Source organism: Rhizobium sp. Root1204 (genome assembly GCF_001424965.1).
In the GTDB taxonomy this organism is placed as follows: domain Bacteria; phylum Pseudomonadota; class Alphaproteobacteria; order Rhizobiales; family Rhizobiaceae; genus Pararhizobium.
Map to the genome: position 1 here is coordinate 141,484 of NZ_LMCZ01000006.1, position 18,742 is coordinate 160,225.

Consider the following 18,742-nt stretch of genomic DNA (forward strand, 5'->3'; position numbering starts at 1 on the left):
TTATCTATCGTGACGATGCAGCCAGATGTCCGAACGCCGCCACGACATCCTCGTAAACACCGCGCTTGAACGCCACGATCAGGCCTGGCAATTCGTGCATCGGCTTCCACGCCCATTCGTCGAATTCCGGTTCATGGCCGCCTGGCGGTGGGTTGATGGCGATTTCGGATTCGCCGCCTTCAAAGCGGAAGGCGAACCAGCGCTGGGTCTGGCCACGATATTTGCCCTTGAGACCGATACCCATCAGATGGGCAGGCAGATCGTAGTTGATCCAGTCCGGTGCTTCGGCAAGCAGCGAGACGGTGGTCATGCCGGTTTCTTCGTAGAGTTCGCGATAGGCAGCCTTCAGTGGATCCTCGCCCTTGTCGATGCCGCCTTGCGGCATCTGCCAGAGTTGCGCCGAGCCGTCATATTCGGAATTGCCGATCGGAATCCGTCGTCCTGCCCAGACGAGCCCCTCACGGTTGAGTACCATGATCCCGACGCAGGGGCGATACGGCAAGTCGTCCGCCTTTACCGGTTTCGATTTGTCCTTGCTCATGTGCCTGCCCCTTGTCTATCTGCCTTGCATGCCGCAACAACGAGGTTCGCGCGGCTCAACCAAATCTACGCTATTGCTGTTGCGGATCCTTGACGAGCGCCGAAACGCCGACAAATTCGATGCCGCGTGTGCTTGCCTCATCCATCCACTGGGAAATGGCTGCAACGCTTTCGTCGAAGGCCGAGGCGACGCCGATGGCGCCGCCATTGCGCCTGGCGATGCGTTCGAGTTCATCGAGTTTCTTCAGGATCGCCGTGCGGTCAATCTGATCGTCGACAACCATGTCGGCAAAACCGTGCGGGACGCCGATCGTGCCGGCCAGCGTTCCAGTCAGGGTCTGTGCCGATGTCGCATCATCGAGGAAGAGCAGCCCGCGTCTACCGATGTCGCGCATCACCGGCTCCAGCGCATCCGCGTCCGAGAGAAAACGGCCACCGAGGAAATTCATGATGCCGGTATAGTTGGTGATCTGTGCCAGCGAGGTGTGCAGTTCAGACAGGTTCTTCTTCGCATCGAGCCCGACGCGAAGCGTGTGTGGGCCGGGATTGTTGTCCGGGTAATCGAAAGGTTCAAAAGGAATCTGCAAAAGGATTTCATGGCCGGTGCGACGGGCCTCCTGCATCCAGCGTTGCAGGCTGTTGCCGGTTGCGGCAAAGGCCATCGTGACATCGGGGGAAAGCTGACGCAGGGCATTCTGCGTTCCCGTCTGGCTGAGCCCGAGACCGCCGACCACGATTGCGATGCGGATGCCACGTGCTCCCGACCATGGCCGCGCATATTGATCCATCGGCCGTAGACCATCAGGGCCGGTGATCGGTAGACGCCCCTCCGGACTGTCTTCCAAGAGATCCTCATTCGGGAAGGTGGCAAGGCGCGGGTCCTGACCTTTGGTGCGGCCGACCTCGATGAAGGCGGGGCCATCGCCATCGCGTTGCTTTGGGGAGAACTTGGTGACGATGGAGCCGTTATCGGTCAGCGTTTCCTCGACATGGGCGCCGGAAAGCGCGCCGCTTGTCTTCTGCTGCTTGAGCGGGGTGGTGTTGGGCTCTGCCACCCTCTTTTCATTCGGTTGGGCAGCATCCGCCACAGTCTGCGTTTCTGGCGGAATGATCAGGCCGGTCGGTTTCAGCACTGCCCACGCGGAAATGCCGATCAATGCCAAGGCAGCGAGGCCAAGGGACAGGCGGCCGAATGTCAGGCTGGATTTTTCAGCTTTGGAGGCGCGCGTCTTGCGGTTTTGACCAAGAGGAGCGTTGAGATCTGTTCCCAAGAGGGCCTCTATCGATCTGAGTTGCGGTGACGGAAGCCTTGGTGGCGTTCCCTTAAGAATCGAAACCGCCGCCCGGCCGGAGCCAGGCGGCGAAGAGTATCAGGCCATCCACATTTTCAGTGGATGTTATGGCTTCAGTTCGGCCTTTTCCGGATTGGCCGGGAAAGCCGGATCCGTCTTCTTGCCGCGCAGGAGGTCGAGCGCATAGTTCAGCTGCAGGTCGTCCTTGGCTTCCGGCGGAACGTAAGCGACGGAGCCGGAGCCTTCCTCGTTTTCACTCTGGCCCTTGATATGGCCACGCAGGCTGGACTCACTCGTCGTTTCGACCTTGCCGAGCAGTTCTGGTGGAAGCGGCTGTTCGACCTTGATATCAGGCGAAATGCCGGTGCCCTGGATCGATTTGCCCGATGGCGTGTAGTAGAGCGCGGTGGTCAGACGCAGCGCGCCAGCTTCGCCGAGCGGGATGATCGTCTGGACCGAGCCCTTGCCGAACGAACGCGTGCCGAGAACTGTGGCGCGCTTCAGATCCTGCAGGGCGCCGGCAACGATTTCCGATGCCGAAGCCGAACCGCCGTTGACGAGAACGATCACTGGCTTGCCATCGGTCAGGTCGCCCGGCGTCGCATTGAAGCGGCGCGTTTCGTCAGGGTTGCGGCCGCGAGTCGAAACCACTTCGCCACGCTCCAGGAAAGCGTCGGAGACGTTGATCGCCTGGTCGAGCAGACCGCCCGGGTTGAGGCGCAGATCGAGCACATAGCCCTTGAGCTTATCAGCCGGAACCTGCGTCTTGATCTTTTCGATTGCGTTCTTCAGGTCGTCATAGGTCTTTTCCGTGAAGGAAATGACGCGGACATAACCGACATCGTCTTCCGTGCGGAACTTGACGGCGCGAACGGCAATGATGTCGCGAATGATCGTCAGTTCGATCGGCTTGTCAGCGCCCTTGCGCAGGATGGTCAGCTTGATCGGCTTGCCGACCGCGCCACGCATCTTGTCTACGGCTTCCTCGAGCTTGAGGCCGCGCACGTCAGCGCCGTCGATCTTCGAAATGAAGTCACCGGCGAGAACGCCAGCCTTGGCGGCCGGGGTATCATCGATCGGGCTCGTCACCTTGACGAGATCGTCTTCCATGGTGACTTCGATGCCGAGACCGCCAAATTCACCCTTTGTCTGGGTGCGCATATCTTCGGCATCTGTCGAATTCATGTAGCTCGAATGCGGGTCCAGCGAGGAGAGCATGCCATTGATGGCATTCTCGATCAGCTTGTCGTCCTGCGGCGGGGTCACGTACTGTGCACGCACGCGCTCGAAAACGTCACCGAAAATCGACAATTCGCGATAGGTCGACGGATTGGCGGCGACGGCCGGAACTATGGAGGAATATACAAGGCCCGTGGCCGCTGCACCCATGAGTGCCCCGACCAGAACAAGTGACGTTCTACGAATCATTGCGTGCCTTTCCGGTGTCTGCTGCGGTCCACCATGGTCGGGAATCAACCGGTTTTCCGTCTTTCCTGAATTCAATGTAAAGCGTCGGACGCTCGGTTTCCAGCGCCAATGCGGTGGCGCTAGCCACTCTTTTGTTACCCATGGCGCCAAGCGGTTCGCCGGCGACGACGAACTGCCCCTGCTGTACTGTCACACCTTCCAAACCCGAGAGAACGACGTGATAGCCGTCGCCCGGATTGAGAATGATCATCTGGCCGTAGCTGCGAAACGTGCCGGCAAAAACGATCCAGCCGTCCGATGGCGCAGTCACCAAAGCCCCCGCATTGGTCTCAAGCATCATGCCCTGAAGCGAATGCCCCGTGCCATCGGCATCGCCGAACTTGCGCAGGATCGATCCGGCAACGGGAAGCGCGAGCTTTTTCTGCAGGTCCGAAAACGCATATGCAGGCGCAATACGGTTTTTGTCGGGCGTCGTGCTGTTGGCCAGTTCGCGGGCCTCATTGCGCTGCGCTTCCGACATCAGCCTGCGGTTTTCCTCTTCGGCCTTGGCTGCAGCCGCTGCATCGCGAACGGACGCGATCTCGTTCTCGATCGAACCGATCAGCCCTTCGAGGCTCGTCGCCTGCGTGGCAAGCTGTTCGGCCTTGTGACGCTCTGAGGCGAGTTCGGTGGCGCTGCGCTGCTTGAGTTTTTCTTTTTCGGCAATCAGCATGTTCATGCGCCGCTCTTCCTCAAGCCGCGCCGTCATGTCGTCACCGAGCGCCTCTCTTTGCGCTACGATGTCCTTGCGAACGCCGGCGAGCGCCTTGAGGTCGGCGGCAAGATTTTCCGTTTCGTGCCGGATGCCGGGAACAACGGCGCCAAGCAGGATGGCGCTGCGCACGGAGGCGAGCGCATCCTCAGGCGTCACCAAAAGTGCCGGTGGCGGATTGCGTCCCATTCGCTGTAGCGCTGCCAGGACCTCGGCAAGCACACCGCGCCGGGCCCGCAGCGATGCGTGCACGGCATCTTCCTTTGTCCGCAGCGTATTCAGCTTGTTTTCACCATCGACGATCTGCTGTTCCAGTGCTTTACGCTTGTTAGCGGAATCGACCAATGCTGATCGCAGCGATTCATTGGTCTTTTCGATCTCGGCGATGCCGGCCTGCAATTCCGCGGCGCGGTCGTTCGATAGCGTGATGGTCTTCGACAGGGCTTCCAGTTCGCTACGGGTGCTGTCGCGTTTGAGCGTAAGGTCAGCAGCTGGATCGGCAGGCGGCTGCCCCTGCTCTTCCTTGTCTTGTCGGCCCTGATCAGGTGTTTCCGCAGTTTGTGCCGGCGCGCTGGTCGCAAATAGGAGCGCGGTGGCCAAAAGGCCCGCGCGGAAACAGAGCCACCCGGTCTTTCCCGGTTGCTCTTTCCGCGCTTGCTCTGCCGCACCTTTCGTCATTCCGCCATTCGCTGTCAGCTGTCTAATTAAGCAAAACCCTACGCTGATTTGGCTGTTTCAGCCAACAGCCTTTCGCGGCAATTGCGGCATCGGGATGGCGGCGCAACGGTGTTTCTTCAAACCCGGTGATACGGATGGCCGGAAAGGATGGTGACAGCCCGGTAGAGCTGTTCTGCAATCAGGATACGCACCAATTGATGCGGCCAGGTCATTTTTCCGAGGCAGATGACGGCATCTGCCCTGGCGTGCAGGGCCGGGTCCAGCCCGTCTGCGCCGCCGATTGCAATCGTCAGGTCGCGCTTGCCGCTATCGCGGAAGGAGCCGATGAGGTTTGCGAAACCTTCGGAATCCAGCGCCTTGCCGCGCTCATCGAGCAGGACGAGCAGGCTGGCATCGGGGAGCGATTTTTCGAGCTGTGCGGCCTCTTCGCGCTTGCGCGTATCGGCGCTCGAACCGCGGCTTTCAGGAACTTCGGCAATGCGCGAAAGCTCCAGGCCGATGGCAGGGCCGGCCTTGGAAAAACGGTCGAGATAACGGGCCGCAAGATCCTTTTCCGGGCCAGCCTTGAGGCGCCCGACGGCAAAGAGGCCAACCCGCATGTCAGTTCCTTAATTTTCATCACGCCGGTCAGGGCGTTGCCGTTCAGTCAGCGACGTGAGGCACATTCCTATCCGTCCAGCGGAGCGCTGGTGCCGGACTTCATTCTGCAAATGGCCGCAATCAGATAACCTGTCCTGCACGACCACTACAGGATCCCAATATATCACTGCCGCTCAAAGCACCCGGGAAGGGCGCCAAAGGCTCAGTGCAAAGTACCGTCTTCCATGTCCGGCGCGGCCCACATCTTTTCGATGTTGTAGAACTCGCGGATTTCCGGGCGGAATACGTGGACGATGATATCGCCGCCGTCGATCAGAACCCAGTCGCCGGTTTCCAGACCTTCAACGCGGGCATTGCCCTGGCCGCCGTCCTTGAGATCGGTGATCAGGTGATCGGCGATCGCCATGACATGCCTGCTCGACCGCCCTGAGACCACGACCATGTAGTCCCCAAGCGCCGATTTTCCGGCAATGTTGATGGTGACAATATCTTCTGCCTTTGAGTCCTCGAGACTGCCGAGAACCAGCTGAAGAGCACGGGCAGCGGCTTCGTCGCTGCGTTCCGGGCTTTGCGGGAAAATGCGGGTGACATTTCCCTTCGCGTGTACTGTTGTCAGAGGTTTTCCTTTCCAGGTGAACAGAACAGGCATGATGCGATTCGAATGTCGGTCGAGCCGCACCCTAAATGTAGGCACCAATACCCTAATGTTTCAAGACACGAGAAGTAAATGACGGTTAATCATTGCTTATGTGCACTCATGTTTTCGCCCGCAGCGCCGTAGAACTGAGCGGTGAACGCGGTCCATGGATGAAGGTCCAGGCGGGAGCCTTGCGCCACGCGAGGCTCGCGGCATGGGCTTCGTCAACGCGCGCATAGTCAAAAGTCTTTGCCATCTTCGATGACAGGTAGGACAAGGTATCGCCCGGGCGGTCGATGACGGCGATTGGGAAGGTGCAGGCAATTTTCTGCCAGTCCTGCCAGAGATGGAAATTCTTCAGATTGTCGGCGCCCATGATCCAGACGAAATGGATGCCGCGATTCCGTTCGCGGATCTTTTCCAGCGTGCGCGCCGTATAGCTCTGGCCGAGCGATTGCTCGAACGCCGTCACCTTGATGCGCGGATCGTGGGTAATTTTTTCGCTGAGCGCAATACGTTCGGCAAGCGGGGCGAGATGGTTGCGGCTTTTCAGCGGATTGCCGGGTGTCACCATCCACCAGAGCTGTTCCAGGCCAAGCCGGCGCAGGGCAATATCGGCAACGAGCACATGGCCGTCATGCGGCGGATTGAACGAGCCACCAAACAGTCCGACGGTCATGCCGTTTTCGACATGGGGCATTTTCAGGTAGAACGGATCGACGTCGCCCGGCTGCACCTTAAGGCCGGACCTGACCGGTGCCGCGCACCCTGTATTTGAACGAGGTCAGCTGCTCGACGCCGACTGGGCCGCGCGCATGCATCTTGCCGGTGGCGATGCCGATCTCGCCGCCCATGCCGAACTCGCCGCCATCGGCAAACTGTGTCGAGGCGTTGTGCAAGAGGATGGCGGAATCGACTTCGGCGAAGAAGCGCTCGACGACGGCCGGATCTTCGGCAATGACGGCTTCCGTATGAGCCGAGGACCAAGACGAAATATGATCGATTGCGCCGGCAATATCGTCGACCAGCGTCACCGAAATGATCGCATCGAGATATTCCGTTGCCCAATCTTCCTCGGTCGCGGCAATCAATCCCGGCACCATGGCGCGAATGTCTTCGCTGGCGCGGACCTCGCAGCCGGCATCGCGCAGGGCAGTGATCAGCGGCAGGACGAACTTGTCCTTCGCCTTGCGATCGATCAGCAAGGTTTCGGCCGAGCCGCAGATACCGGTGCGGCGCATCTTGGCATTGACGACGATCTTTTTCGCCATCTCCAGATCGGCGGAAGCATCGACATAGACGTGGCAGAGACCTTCGAGATGGGCAAAGACCGGCACACGGGCCTCGTTCTGCACCCGGGCTACAAGGCTCTTGCCGCCGCGCGGAACGATGACGTCGATGCAGCCGCCAAGACCGGTGAGCATGGCACCGACGGCCGAACGGTCGGCAACCGGCACCATCTGGATCGCATGCACGGGAAGCCCGGCATCCTTTAGGCCCTGCACCATGCAGGCATGGATCGCTTGCGATGAATGCAGGCTGTCCGAGCCGCCGCGCAGGATCACGGTATTGCCTGCCTTCAGGCAGAGCGCACCGGCATCGGCCGTGACGTTCGGCCGGCTTTCATAGATGACGCCGATGACGCCAAGGGGCGTACGTACGCGTTCGATATGCAGGCCGTTGGGGCGATCCCACTCGGCGATGACATCACCAACGGGATCGGGCAGTTCGGCGATCGCCCGGATGGCATTGGCCATGTCGAGGACACGGGTTTCCGACAAGGTCAGCCGATCGAGGAAGGATGCGGCGACGCCGGTTTCGCGGGCGTTTTCGAGGTCGAGCGCGTTGGCTGCGAGAATGTCGTCCTTGTGGGCAACGATATTGCTGGCCATGCTGATCAGGGCCGCATGCTTGCGCTCGGCCGACGCCGTGGCGAGCGGGCGGCTGGCGGCGCGGGCTTGACGGCCGATCACCGCCATCAATTCCTGGATCTCTTTCTTTCGTGCATCGTCAAGCATGAGCATCGCTCCTCACCGCATCCGTCTCCCGCTTTCCGGATGCTGTCATCACCATATCGTCTCGATGCACCATGGCGGCGCGCCCGGCATAACCGAGAATGACGGCAATTTCTGCCGATTTCTTGCCGGCGATCTGACGGGCTTCATCGGCATCGTAACCGGCCAGCCCACGGGCAATTTCGCGGCCTTCCGCACTGAGGATGGCGATCGTATCGCCGCGGCTGAACAATCCTGTTACCTGGCGAACGCCGGCCGGAAGCAGGCTCTTGCCGGAGCGAAGCGCCGTTTCGGCACCAGCGTCGATGGAAAGGCTGCCAGCGGGCAGCAGCTGCCCGGCAATCCAGGTCTTGCGCGCAGTGACCGGCGAACCGGACGGAGCAAACCAGGACGAGCGGGCGCCTTCGCCGATTGCCGACAGCGGATGATCGACCTTGCCAGACGCGATGATCATGGCGCACCCGGCGCCCGTGGCAATCTTGCCGGCATCGATCTTGGTGCGCATGCCGCCACGCGACAGCTCGGACGCAGCCCCCCCGGCCATCGCCTCGATCTCGGGCGTGATCTCGGCGATCGTTTCAAGGAAACGCGCATCGGGATCAAGATGCGGCGGAGCCGTGTAGAGCCCGTCGATATCGGAGAGAAGCACGAGCAGATCGGCGCCGGTCATCGTGGCGACGCGGGCAGCAAGCCGGTCATTGTCGCCATAGCGGATTTCAGTGGTGGCGACGGTGTCGTTCTCGTTGATGATCGGCACGGCGCCCATCTTCAAAAGCTGGCTGATCGTGGCACGGGCATTGAGATAACGGCGACGCTCTTCGGTATCACCGAGCGTCAACAGGATCTGTCCGGCAACGATCTCGTCTGCCGACAGGCTTTCGGACCAGGCGCGGGCCAATGCGATCTGGCCAACGGCCGCGGCCGCCTGGCTTTCCTCCAGCTTCAGCGCGCCGGGCGCGAAATCCAGCACCGAGCGACCGAGCGCAATGGCCCCGGAGGAGACGACGAGAACCTCGACGCCTTTGGCTCTCAGCGCCGCAATGTCGGCGCACATGGCATTCAGCCATTGCTTCTTCAGCCCGGACTTGCGATCCACAAGCAGGGCGGAGCCGATCTTGATCACAATCCGGCGGTATTTTTCCAGCGGTTTGCGGTGCGGTGTCATGTCAGTCTTCGTCCACCGGGGTCTGCGCGGCGACGATAATATCGCGTAAGCCGCGCAGGGTTTCGGTCATGCCCATGCCGGCAACGGCCGACAAGAGAAGCGGCGTCTGGCCGCTGGCCTTCGCCAATGCCTTCTGCTTCTTCTTCAATTCGGTGGGGTCGAGAATATCGATCTGCGACAACGCTACGATTTCCGGTTTGTCGAGCAATTCGCCGCCATAGGCCTCAAGCTCGTGTTTCACCGTCTTGTAGGCCTTTGCGACATCCTCTTCCTGCGCGGACACGAGATGCAGCAGCACGCGCGTGCGCTCGACATGGCCGAGGAACCGGTCGCCGAGGCCGACGCCATCATGGGCGCCTTCGATCAGGCCGGGAATGTCAGCCAAGATGAATTCGCGGCCATCGATCGTCGCCACGCCCAGGTTCGGATGCAGCGTCGTGAACGGATAGTTGGCGATCTTCGGGCGGGCGCGGGTCACCGTTGCCAGGAAGGTCGATTTCCCGGCGTTCGGAAGACCGACCAGACCGGCATCGGCGATCAGCTTCAGCCGCAGCCAGATGGTCTTTTCTTCACCCTCAAGTCCCGGATTGGCCCAATTCGGCGCCTGGTTGGTCGCGGATTTGAAATGGGTATTGCCGAAGCCACCATTACCACCGGCGGCCAGGCGAAAGCGTTGGCCTTCGGCGATCATATCGACGATCATCGTTTCAGAATCTTCCTCGAAGATTTGGGTACCGACCGGAACCTTCAGCGTCACGTCGGCGCCACCGGCGCCCGTGCGGTTGCGGCCCATGCCGTGAATACCGGTGCCACCCTTGAAATGCTGCTGGAAGCGGAAATCGATCAGGGTGTTCAGCCCGTTGACGGCCTCCACCCAAACATCGCCGCCGCGCCCGCCGTCGCCGCCATCCGGGCCACCGAACTCGATGAATTTTTCGCGCCGGAACGACACAGCGCCAGCACCGCCGTCACCGGACCGGATATAGACTTTTGCTTCGTCGAGAAATTTCATCGCACTGCCATCTGTTTGGTGTATTTGCCGCCACAATTGCCGCCATCGATATAGGCGCGTGCCCCGGAGGTCAAAGAATATCGTGAAGTTTGAGCTATAACATCCAGTACGGCGTCGGTCTCGACGGCCGTTTCGATCCCGAACGCATTGTGAGAAGTCTTGAAGGCGCCGATGTGATCGCGCTGCAGGAAGTGACGCGGAATTTTCATCGCAACGGCCATGCCGATCTTCCCGCCATTTTCCGCGATCTGATGCCGCAGTACTTTTCCACCTTCTGGCCCGCCTGCGAGATCGATGCCGGATCGGCGATCGAGAACGGCCGTGCCGTCGATCGCCGCTTCCAGTTCGGCAACATGATCCTGTCGCGCTTTCCGATTGCCGCGACCCGGCTCATTCCGTTGCCACGCACCCGCACGATCTCGCCGATGAACCTGCAGCGCGGCGCGACCGAAGCGCTCATTATAACTCCGGCGGGTCCGTTGCGGGTCTATTCAGTCCATCTCGACCATGCCTATCCGGCCGAACGCATCGCCCAGATCGCCTATCTCAAGGAGAAGGCGGTGTCCTATTCGCGCGAAGGCGGCGCCATGACCGGCGGCGGCGATTTCGGCTTTAGCGAGCTGCCGTATCCCGACGATTTCGTGCTGATGGGCGATTTCAACATGGAACCGGAAGGGCCGGAATACTGCACGATGACCGGCTCGCGCGATGCCTATTACGGCCGTTCGTTGCGGCTGGAAAACCTGGTAGACACGTTGGCGCATCTCGGCCGGCTTTCGCCTGAAAGCTACAGCTGGATCAATCCCGCGGATCATCAAAGGCGCATGCATCTCGACTATTGTTTCCTCAGTGCCGGCCTTGTGCCGCGATTGAGACATGCCTGGATCGATATGGAGGCCACCGGTTCGGACCACCTGCCGGTCGGCTTCGAACTGGAATAACGCCAAAGAAAAGGCCCGCGGCTTTGGTGCTGCGGGCCTTCGTTCGTTTTTACGGCGTGCGCAGTGCAGCCGCCGTAATACTGGTCTCGATATGGCTGACCATGCCGTTGCGGGCCAGTGCATAAATCTGGCTGCAGCCGGTGATCTCGAAGCCGAGCTTCTTCTGCAGCTTCAGCGATCCGGCATTATCGGCAAAGACACCGGAATGCAGGACGGTTGCCGGCATGCGCCGGAAGAAGCGTTCCATCGCCGCATGTGCTGCCTCGCTGGCATAACCGCGGTTCCAGTAATAGCGGTTCAGCCAGTAGCCAAGATGCCATTGGCCGTGCATGAGCTCGATGCCGATGCAGCCGATATGGACGTCGTCGCCGGTGGTGATCGCCAGCGTCCAACCGGCAATCAGCCCCGAGCCCTGGCGGACCAGCCAGTCATGTGCATCCTGCCGGTGATAGGGCACGGGCACCCGCGACAGCATGCGCGAGACCTGATAATCGGCAAGCGATTCCGCCACCGCATCGGCATCCGACAGCTTGTGCGGCCGCAAGGTCAGCCGTGCGGTTTCGATGACCGGGCAGGGGCCTGGATCGGGACGAACAGCGATCTTTGGCCGTTCTCGCAGGTGAGCGGTCATCTCAGACCTCCCCAGCTGCGCAACGACATCCAGGTCTTGCGGTCAAGCCGGTACCATTCGACCGACATCATGCCGCCCAGAGCCAGGCTGTCGACCATACCGGAGCCCTGGAACTGGAAACCGCATTTCTGGATGACCCGCCGCGAAGCGACGTTCATGACCCGGCAACGCGCATCGATCTGGTCGATGTCGCGGGTGCGGAAGGCCATGTCGGTCAGCGCCTGCGCTGCCTCTGTGGCGTAACCCTTGTTCCAGTGCGGTTCGCCCAACCAGTAGCCGAGCTCGGCAGTCTTGCCATCGGGATGCGGCTCGATACCGCAGCACCCCAGAAATGCGCCATTATCCGCTTTGGTAATCGCATAGACGCACTTGCCAATCGTGCCGGTCTTCGTACGGCGTACGAAATCCGCGGCATCGGCCACCGTATACGGGTGCGGCATGCGCGAAACCATGGTGGCGATATTGGCGTTGTTGGCAAGATGGGCAAGGGCGTCGATATCGTCTTCGTGGGGCGCGCGCAAAACGAGCCGGGGCGATAACAATATCGGGCAATCGGTCCTTGACCGTTGTGGCCGCAGCCGTTCCTGAGAAGATTCCAGGGAATCTTCCCGGGGAGACCGTGATTGGCTCTCCCTCAACAGTTCGCTTTGCATGTTCAGTTCTCCAAGACGTGAAAAAGGGGAGATCGGGCATCGCCCCATCTCCCCTTTTGGTCTTGGCCTGAACGGATAAGCGCCAGCCGGGTCGATGAGACGCCGGCTGTTTTAGAGCGCTACCGGCTTATTCCGCTGCTTCGGCTTTCGGCATTACAGACACGTACACGCGGCCATTGGCCTTCGTACGGTAGTTCACGTTGCCGGCCGTAAGTGCAAAAATGGTGTGGTCCTTGCCGAGGCCGACATTGGCGCCCGGATGCCACTGGGTTCCGCGCTGACGCAGAATGATGTTGCCCGGAATGACGACTTCGCCACCGAACTTCTTCACGCCGAGGCGCTTGGACTGCGAATCGCGACCGTTGCGCGAGGAACCGCCAGCTTTTTTATGTGCCATGGATGTTCTCCTTTAAACCTTGGATCCGTTGTCTCAGTTTGCGGCTTCAGCGGCAGCGTCGTCAGACTTCTTGGAAGCCTTCTTCGCCTTCGCGCCGGCAGCAGCAGCGATATCCAGGATGCGGACAGTCGTGTTGTGCTGGCGGTGACCGCGGGTGCGCTTCGAGTTCTGGCGGCGGCGCTTCTTGAAGGCGATAACCTTCTTGGCGCGACCATGTTCCACAACTTCGGCGCTGACAACGGCACCTTCGACAAACGGAGCACCGATGGTTGCATCGGCGCCGACGCCGACCATCAGGATCTCGGTAAATTCAATCTTGTCGCCTGCGGCGCCTTCCAATTTTTCAATCGTCAGAACGTCGTTGGCTGCCACGCGGTACTGCTTACCGCCGGTCTTGATGACTGCGAACATTTTTTATCCTTTCATGTTCGTTCCGGCTCTTCACGCGATGGCGAGGCCGTCTTTTTCTTCAGTCGGACGATGACAAGGCCTTGTGGGTCTTGCCGGTGAAACGGGCCAATAAAAGCCCGGCGCGGTGAGGGCATGCCACACCACTTCAAGTTCGCGAATTACGGGAAGCCGGCAAAACTGTCAAGAAGAAAGGCGCGGATGAGCCTGATTTTCCTTGATCCACCCTCTTGCCATCGCCAAAAACTGCCGCTATGAACCGCGTCGCGCTACGGCGCCGACCAGCATATCCGGAGAGGTGGCAGAGTGGTCGAACGCACCGCACTCGAAATGCGGCATACCTGCAAGGGTATCGTGGGTTCAAATCCCACCCTCTCCGCCATTCTGAACCCTGGGCCGTAAGGTCTCCCGCGATCAGTTGATTTGCTCAATCTTAGATCCCAATGCCAAAATTGGTCAGGGCCGCACGTCCGTCCCGACTGGCTACGGGCCGGGGCTTCTGCCGGAGGCGGCGATGTCGGTCATATGTCACATCATCATTGAACTCGTGTCGATGTAGCGCTGGTGCCAGGACAATGCCTCGCTGGGCAAGGTCGGGGTCTGCAGGCCATAGGAGCCCTTGAGGGCGCGTGTGAAATAGTCCCGAAGCGCGGGCTGGTAGTCCGGATGCGCACAGTTATCGATGATAACTGCCGCGCGCTGTTTGGGGGAGAGACCACGCAGGTCCGCAAGTCCTTGCTCTGTCACCAGCACCTGCACGTCCTGGCTGATGTGGTCGACGTGACTTGCCTGTGGCACGATCGCCGAAATATTTCCGCCTTTCGCGGTCGAGGGGGTCATGAAGATCGAGACATAGGCATTTCGGGCGAAATCTCCGGACCCGCCAATCCCGTTCTGGATGCGTGAGCCCATGATGTGCGTCGAGTTGACGTTGCCGTAGATGTCGGCCTCTATCAGGCCGTTCATGGCCAGACAGCCGAGCCGGCGGACCAATTCGGGGTGATTGCTGATCTCCTGAGGGCGAAGGATCATCCGGTTTCTGTAGCGGGCCATGTCGGCGTTCAGCCGGCCGGCCGCTTCGGGGCTCAGCGAGAAGGCGGTGGCTGAGGCCATGCGCAGCTTGCCGGCGTCGAGGAGATCCAGCATGCCGTCCTGGATGACTTCTGTAAAAGCCGTCATGTCTTCGAACGGGCTGTCGATCAACCCGGTGAGCACAGCATTCGCAATATTGCCGACGCCGGACTGGATCGGTAGCAATGAGGCCGGCAGGCGGCCCTTTTTCACCTCATGGGCCAGGAACTCGAGAAGATGGCCGGCGATGGCGCGGGCAGTGCCGTCGGGCGGTGTGAAGGGCAGGTTACGGTCCGGCGCGTCGGTTTCGACAATTGCGACGATCCTTTCGGGATCACAGCGGAAAGCGGTCTCGCCGATGCGATCGTCGGGCCGGGTGAGCGGGATCGGAACCCGGTTCGGCGGCAGTGCCGTACCATAGTAAATGTCGTGCATCCCCTCCAGGTCGGGGCTTTGCCAGCGATTGAGTTCGAGGATGATCTTGTCGGCGCGGTCGAGCCAGGTCTTGTTGTTGCCAACGGAGGAGGAGGGGATCAGCGAGCCATCGGGCCGGATACCGGAAATTTCGACAATCGCCGTGTCGAGGGGGCCGAGGAAGCCTTGCCAGGCCATCGGCGCGACCTGGCTCAGGTGCATGTCGAAATAGTTCATCGCGCCGCGATTGATTTTCTCGCGGGCGATAGGGTCGGAATTGTACGGCAACCGGAAATCGATCCCGTCTGCCTTGGCTAGTGCACCGTCGAGTTCGGGTCCTGTCGAGGCGCCGGTCCAGACACGCAGCCGAAAGGGGTCACCGGCCGCGTGCGCGGCTTCGATGCGTGCGGCGAGCGCGAGTGGAACGGTCTTGGGATAGCCGGATCCGGTAAACCCGCTCATCCCGACGGTGGAGCCTGTCTTGATCAGGGATGCCGCGTCTTCTGCGTGCATTACCTTTGAACGCAGCTGCTCGCAGCCTATCCGTGTTCCAGTCATTTTGTTTCCTCGGGTCGCACGCAATGTCGGGCTATCCATCGGTAGACGCCTGATTTTGGGCGGCTCCAAACGTGTTTATACGCCGGCTTGCGCAGGCCTCCAACACATTTGGACATCTTAAAGCTTGGTCCAGGAGCGTCCGCAGCGCTGCGCCCGGAATAATCGGAGATTGATGGGGCTTTCCCAGCGGGACATCTTCGCGCCGAGTGCCGCCGAACCACAGCTTTCATCGACGCCCGGCGCGCGCTTGCCTGTGCCCTGAGGAAGGGCGTGCAGCCTTTTTACCCTTATGCGGAGGGATGGTTACCCTTTATGCGGGAAGAGGCTCATTTTTGCTCATATATAGACTTAGTCTTTATATAAGAAATTAATTCCCTGTCTCTTCCGCTAAAAGACCAGACTGTGCGGGAAGGCAAGGCGTTTGCTTGGTTGACGTTCCTAAATCATTCTCTTATAACTTTTATATTCGCATATGAATTATGCCTGAAGAGGAGTTCAGGCTGAAGGGGAGGATTTCATGAAGGCAGTCATGCTTGCGTCCGTTCTGGCCGCATTGTCGTTTTGCGGCGTCGCGTCGGCTCAGGAATACAATCTGCGCTTTTCGACATCGCAGGTTAATCCGAACGAGCCGATCGTGAAGGCGATGAAGCTTTATGCCGAGCGTGTCGGCGAGCGGTCAGAGGGCCGGATCGCCATCACGGTCATGACCGGCGACCAGCTGGGAGCGCAGAAGAAGGTCAATGAGATGGTCATGAGCGGCGCAAACCTGCTCAGCGCGACCGATTATGGGCAGCTCGGCCAGTTTGAACCCGATATGTCCATTCTCGCCGGCCCTTACGTCTATCCAAGCCTCGAAGCGAGCGACAAGCTGTTCTCGTCGGACGTCTACAAGGAGCTGTCCGCCAAGCTTGAGGCGCAGGGTATCAAGATTCTGATGCCGAATGGCCTTTTCGGCTATCGCCACATCATCGCGAACAAGGCTATTCGTACCCCCGCCGATCTGGCCGGTGTCACCATCCGCGTGCCCTCCTCGCCGATCATGATGGCGACGTTCGCCACCTATGGCGCGCGTCCGACGGAACTGCCCTGGGGCGATGTTTACAATGGGCTCCAGTCCGGTGTCGTCGATGCGGCGGAAGGTCCTTTTGGGTCGATTGCCGGGTCCAAGCTCAATGAGACGCGCAAGGTCATTTCCAAGACCGGCCATCAGGCGATGTTCACCGCCTGGGTCGCGTCAGCCCAATTTTTCAACGGCCTGCCGGAAGATCTGCAGAAGATCATGACCGAGGAGGGCCAGAAAATCGCCATCGACCTGACGAAAATGACGCTCGAGACCGATGATGTCTACGCCAAGCAATTGGCCGATGCCGGTGTGGACATCATCTCCGATGTCGATGTTCCTGCCTTCGTCGAAGCCTCCAAGGCTGCCTATGGCAAGGTTCCGAACCTGACGCCCGGCATGTTCGAGCGTATCCAGGACGCCATGAAGTGAAACAGCCGGCCAGCGGGACATGTGTCCGGCTGGCCATTTCTGTCGCGTCCGGGGGGTATCATGAACAGTTTTACCGAAACCAGCGGCGATAGCCCGCTGCTCAGTCTTCGCCGTGCCGATGAAGCGATCGGTGTCGCCGCTTTGATCGTCGTCGTCTTTTCGATCCTTTGGGGTGTCGTCAGCCGTTACATCTTTCCGCAGCCGGCGGCCTGGACATACGAGCTTGCCATCCTTGCATTTTCCTACCTGGTGTTTTTCGGTGCGATCACCGGCGTCCGCCTCGGAACGCATGCGGCCATCGATGTGCTGGTGACGGCGCTCCCTGACCGCTGGCAGACTGCCATCCGCTGGTTCAACTATGTGCTTCTCGCTGCATTTTTCATCCTGATGACCGTTCTCTTCCTCTGGCAGGCCTGGACATCGCGGCATGTGCACACGATCGCCCTCGATCTGTCGCGCAGCCTCGCTTACGGCCCGCTGGCGCTGGCCTCGGCAGGCATGCTGCTCCAGCATTTGCTTGTTGAGCGGCCGTGGCGCCCGAGAACGCACCGAAACGTGGATTCGATCATATGACCTTTTTCCATCTTGCCGGGCCGTCCCTTCTCGTTGCCATCCTTTTCCTGCTTTCGACGCCGATCACCTGGGCCATGGCCATCGGCGCGCTCGCCTTCTTCTTCCTGAACATGGACATGATCCCGTTGTCCAATTTCGCGCAGGAAATGGCGGAAGGCAGCCAGTCGGTTTCTCTGCTGGCGCTTCCCCTGTTTGTTCTGGCCGGTTGCATCATGAACGCGTCCGGCATCACGCGGCGCCTGCTCAACCTGGCCGATGTCTTGGTTGGCCACATGACCGGTGCGCTTGCTCAGATGTGCACGGTGCTTGCAACGCTTCTCGGCGGTCTCACGGCATCGGCCAATGCCGACGCGGCGATGCTCGCCAAGACGCTGGGCGTGCAGATGGCCGAGCGCGGCTACAGCCGCGCCTTTGCCGCCGTGATCACCTCCTCGGCTGCTGTCATCACCAGCCTCATTCCGCCGTCCATCGGGCTGATCGTCTATGGCTTTCTGGCGGAAACCTCGATCGGCCGGCTGTTTGCAGCCGGGGTCGTCCCCGGGCTCGCTCTTGCCCTTGGCCTGATGATCACCACGTTTTTTATCGCCAAGAAGCGCGGCTACAAATCGTTGCGCGAGAAAAGGGCGAGCGGCGCCGAGGTCAGGGCCGCGTTGCTTGACGGTCTCTGGGCTCTGTCCATCCCGGTCGTCATCTTTGCGGGTACACGCTATGGCCTGTTCACCACAACCGAGGCCGGCGCGGTCGTCGTTGTCTATGTGCTGTTCGTTGCCATCTTCGGCTACCGGGAATTCACCGTCCGCCAGATACCGGAAGTGCTGGCTGAGGCCGTGCGCGATTCCGCCGTCGTCATGGTGATGATTTGCGCTGCCGCGGCCTTTGGTTTCTATCTTGCCTGGGAGCAGGTTCCGCAGGCGATGTCGAGCTGGCTTGGTGCGGCCACCGACAATCCGTTGATGATGCTGCTGTTGATCAACGTCATGCTGATGATTATCGGCACGGCGATCGAGGGATCGGCGGCATTGATCATCCTGACGCCGATGCTCATTCCGATCATCGATGGCGTCCATATCGACCGGGTGCATTTCGGCATCATCTTCATCACCAATCTGACAATCGCCGGCATTACGCCGCCGGTTGGAGGGCTGATGTACATCTCCTCGATGGTAATGCGTGTTCCGATGATGGCCTATGCAAGAGAGGTCGTTCCCTACTTGCTCATGATGATGGTTCTGCTCGGGATTCTCAGTATTTTTCCGCAGCTTTCCCTCTGGCTTCCCGACCTCATCTACGGAACGGCGTCCGTGCAATGATGGTGCGCTTCGCGCGCACCTGGGGCATGCTGATGCCGGTTCAGGCATCAGCATAGACAACGCCAGAGACGTTGCCGAACGACAAAACCGGGCGGGCAGGTGGGGCTCCGTCCCGGTTTGTACCTTGGGCGGGCCGCTTTTCGGCATCCTTAACCTTTGTATCCCTCATGGTTCTG

General features: G+C 60.2%; 18 protein-coding genes, 1 tRNA gene and 1 pseudogene. 5 read left to right on the forward strand and 15 right to left on the reverse strand.

All coding sequences use genetic code 11. The features are described 5' to 3' along the window. Nucleotides 1-4: 4 nt before the first annotated feature. From ASC96_RS08235 to obgE, 10 genes are all read right to left on the reverse strand, one after another. Complete coding sequence (locus ASC96_RS08235) at nt 5-541, reverse strand: RNA pyrophosphohydrolase (protein WP_060502549.1); 537 nt, start codon at nt 539-541, stop codon at nt 5-7. Between the two features lie 70 nt (nt 542-611). Then, nucleotides 612-1,811, reverse strand: coding sequence for a divergent polysaccharide deacetylase family protein (locus tag ASC96_RS08240; protein WP_060502550.1), 1,200 nt, complete (start codon nt 1,809-1,811; stop codon nt 612-614). Between the two features lie 126 nt (nt 1,812-1,937). Beyond that, complete coding sequence (locus ASC96_RS08245) at nt 1,938-3,260, reverse strand: S41 family peptidase (RefSeq protein WP_060502551.1); 1,323 nt, start codon at nt 3,258-3,260, stop codon at nt 1,938-1,940. After that, entirely contained in the window at nt 3,250-4,689 is a 1,440-nt protein-coding gene (locus tag ASC96_RS08250; protein ID WP_060502552.1) for a murein hydrolase activator EnvC, read from the reverse strand. Before ASC96_RS08250 ends, ASC96_RS08245 begins: the two co-directional genes overlap by 11 nt. Before the next feature lie 116 nt (nt 4,690-4,805). Continuing rightward, nucleotides 4,806-5,288, reverse strand: coding sequence for a 23S rRNA (pseudouridine(1915)-N(3))-methyltransferase RlmH (gene rlmH, locus ASC96_RS08255; protein ID WP_060502553.1), 483 nt, complete (start codon nt 5,286-5,288; stop codon nt 4,806-4,808). 203 nt (nt 5,289-5,491) lie between these two features. Beyond that, a complete protein-coding gene (gene rsfS / locus ASC96_RS08260) occupies nt 5,492-5,938 on the reverse strand; it encodes a ribosome silencing factor (RefSeq protein WP_060502841.1) in 447 nt (148 codons plus the stop codon). A gap of 106 nt (nt 5,939-6,044) precedes the next feature. Beyond that, a complete protein-coding gene (locus tag ASC96_RS08265) occupies nt 6,045-6,626 on the reverse strand; it encodes a nicotinate-nucleotide adenylyltransferase (protein ID WP_051980854.1) in 582 nt (193 codons plus the stop codon). A 37-nt stretch (nt 6,627-6,663) separates the two neighbouring features. Next, complete coding sequence (locus ASC96_RS08270; RefSeq protein WP_060502842.1) at nt 6,664-7,944, reverse strand: glutamate-5-semialdehyde dehydrogenase; 1,281 nt, start codon at nt 7,942-7,944, stop codon at nt 6,664-6,666. Further along, on the reverse strand, nt 7,937-9,106 hold the full coding sequence (proB, locus tag ASC96_RS08275) for a glutamate 5-kinase (protein ID WP_060502554.1): 1,170 nt from the start codon (nt 9,104-9,106) through the stop codon (nt 7,937-7,939). Before proB ends, ASC96_RS08270 begins: the two co-directional genes overlap by 8 nt. A gap of 1 nt (nt 9,107) precedes the next feature. Next, nucleotides 9,108-10,118, reverse strand: coding sequence for a GTPase ObgE (gene obgE, locus ASC96_RS08280; protein WP_060502555.1), 1,011 nt, complete (start codon nt 10,116-10,118; stop codon nt 9,108-9,110). 89 nt (nt 10,119-10,207) lie between these two features. Between obgE and ASC96_RS08285 the strand changes: the two genes are divergently transcribed. Continuing rightward, nucleotides 10,208-11,059, forward strand: coding sequence for an endonuclease/exonuclease/phosphatase family protein (locus ASC96_RS08285; protein ID WP_060502556.1), 852 nt, complete (start codon nt 10,208-10,210; stop codon nt 11,057-11,059). 49 nt (nt 11,060-11,108) lie between these two features. Here ASC96_RS08285 and ASC96_RS08290 read toward each other — a convergent pair whose 3' ends face one another. The 4 genes and pseudogenes from ASC96_RS08290 to rplU all read right to left on the reverse strand — a co-directional run. Further along, nucleotides 11,109-11,690 carry a GNAT family N-acetyltransferase gene (locus tag ASC96_RS08290; protein WP_060502557.1) on the reverse strand — a complete coding sequence of 194 codons (582 nt, stop codon included), beginning with the start codon at nt 11,688-11,690 and terminating at the stop codon, nt 11,109-11,111. Beyond that, the gene (locus ASC96_RS08295) at nt 11,687-12,343 is read right to left on the reverse strand and encodes a GNAT family protein (protein ID WP_060502558.1); all 657 of its coding nucleotides are present in this window, start codon (nt 12,341-12,343) and stop codon (nt 11,687-11,689) included. Before ASC96_RS08295 ends, ASC96_RS08290 begins: the two co-directional genes overlap by 4 nt. Before the next feature lie 127 nt (nt 12,344-12,470). Next, nucleotides 12,471-12,740, reverse strand: coding sequence for a 50S ribosomal protein L27 (rpmA, locus tag ASC96_RS08300; protein ID WP_037096930.1), 270 nt, complete (start codon nt 12,738-12,740; stop codon nt 12,471-12,473). A gap of 99 nt (nt 12,741-12,839) precedes the next feature. After that, nucleotides 12,840-13,151 (reverse strand): annotated as a pseudogene (gene rplU, locus ASC96_RS08305) (50S ribosomal protein L21); the annotation flags it as partial. Nucleotides 13,152-13,440: 289 nt separating this feature from the next. On the opposite strand from rplU, the gene ASC96_RS08310 reads away from it, so the two are divergent. Then, nucleotides 13,441-13,530: transfer RNA gene (locus ASC96_RS08310), tRNA-Ser, on the forward strand. A gap of 146 nt (nt 13,531-13,676) precedes the next feature. Here ASC96_RS08310 and ASC96_RS08315 read toward each other — a convergent pair. Continuing rightward, a complete protein-coding gene (locus tag ASC96_RS08315; RefSeq protein WP_060502559.1) occupies nt 13,677-15,191 on the reverse strand; it encodes an acetyl-CoA hydrolase/transferase family protein in 1,515 nt (504 codons plus the stop codon). Nucleotides 15,192-15,708: 517 nt separating this feature from the next. On the opposite strand from ASC96_RS08315, the gene ASC96_RS08320 reads away from it, so the two are divergent. Genes ASC96_RS08320 through ASC96_RS08330 form a run of 3 tightly spaced genes read left to right on the forward strand, consistent with a single transcriptional unit; the run spans nt 15,709 to nt 18,566 of the window. Continuing rightward, nucleotides 15,709-16,683 carry a C4-dicarboxylate TRAP transporter substrate-binding protein gene (locus ASC96_RS08320; RefSeq protein ID WP_060502560.1) on the forward strand — a complete coding sequence of 325 codons (975 nt, stop codon included), beginning with the start codon at nt 15,709-15,711 and terminating at the stop codon, nt 16,681-16,683. Nucleotides 16,684-16,743: 60 nt separating this feature from the next. Then, complete coding sequence (locus ASC96_RS08325) at nt 16,744-17,256, forward strand: TRAP transporter small permease (protein ID WP_060502843.1); 513 nt, start codon at nt 16,744-16,746, stop codon at nt 17,254-17,256. Next, nucleotides 17,253-18,566, forward strand: coding sequence for a TRAP transporter large permease (locus ASC96_RS08330; protein WP_060502561.1), 1,314 nt, complete (start codon nt 17,253-17,255; stop codon nt 18,564-18,566). Before ASC96_RS08325 ends, ASC96_RS08330 begins: the two co-directional genes overlap by 4 nt. The last annotated feature ends 176 nt before the right edge of the window (nt 18,567-18,742 follow it).

Bases quoted from the DNA above. Each gene is read 5' to 3' on its own strand.
- ASC96_RS08235 (WP_060502549.1), bottom strand. From the start codon at position 541: ATGAGCAAGGACAAATCGAAACCGGTAAAGGCGGACGACTTGCCGTAT.
- ASC96_RS08245 (WP_060502551.1), bottom strand. From the start codon at position 3,260: ATGATTCGTAGAACGTCACTTGTTCTGGTCGGGGCACTCATGGGTGCA.
- ASC96_RS08250 (WP_060502552.1), bottom strand. From the start codon at position 4,689: ATGACGAAAGGTGCGGCAGAGCAAGCGCGGAAAGAGCAACCGGGAAAG.
- rlmH (WP_060502553.1), bottom strand. From the start codon at position 5,288: ATGCGGGTTGGCCTCTTTGCCGTCGGGCGCCTCAAGGCTGGCCCGGAA.
- rsfS (WP_060502841.1), bottom strand. From the start codon at position 5,938: ATGCCTGTTCTGTTCACCTGGAAAGGAAAACCTCTGACAACAGTACAC.
- ASC96_RS08265 (WP_051980854.1), bottom strand. From the start codon at position 6,626: ATGCCCCATGTCGAAAACGGCATGACCGTCGGACTGTTTGGTGGCTCG.
- ASC96_RS08270 (WP_060502842.1), bottom strand. From the start codon at position 7,944: ATGCTTGACGATGCACGAAAGAAAGAGATCCAGGAATTGATGGCGGTG.
- proB (WP_060502554.1), bottom strand. From the start codon at position 9,106: ATGACACCGCACCGCAAACCGCTGGAAAAATACCGCCGGATTGTGATC.
- obgE (WP_060502555.1), bottom strand. From the start codon at position 10,118: ATGAAATTTCTCGACGAAGCAAAAGTCTATATCCGGTCCGGTGACGGC.
- ASC96_RS08290 (WP_060502557.1), bottom strand. From the start codon at position 11,690: ATGACCGCTCACCTGCGAGAACGGCCAAAGATCGCTGTTCGTCCCGAT.
- ASC96_RS08295 (WP_060502558.1), bottom strand. From the start codon at position 12,343: ATGCAAAGCGAACTGTTGAGGGAGAGCCAATCACGGTCTCCCCGGGAA.
- rpmA (WP_037096930.1), bottom strand. From the start codon at position 12,740: ATGGCACATAAAAAAGCTGGCGGTTCCTCGCGCAACGGTCGCGATTCG.
- ASC96_RS08315 (WP_060502559.1), bottom strand. From the start codon at position 15,191: ATGACTGGAACACGGATAGGCTGCGAGCAGCTGCGTTCAAAGGTAATG.
- ASC96_RS08320 (WP_060502560.1), top strand. From the start codon at position 15,709: ATGAAGGCAGTCATGCTTGCGTCCGTTCTGGCCGCATTGTCGTTTTGC.
- ASC96_RS08325 (WP_060502843.1), top strand. From the start codon at position 16,744: ATGAACAGTTTTACCGAAACCAGCGGCGATAGCCCGCTGCTCAGTCTT.
- ASC96_RS08330 (WP_060502561.1), top strand. From the start codon at position 17,253: ATGACCTTTTTCCATCTTGCCGGGCCGTCCCTTCTCGTTGCCATCCTT.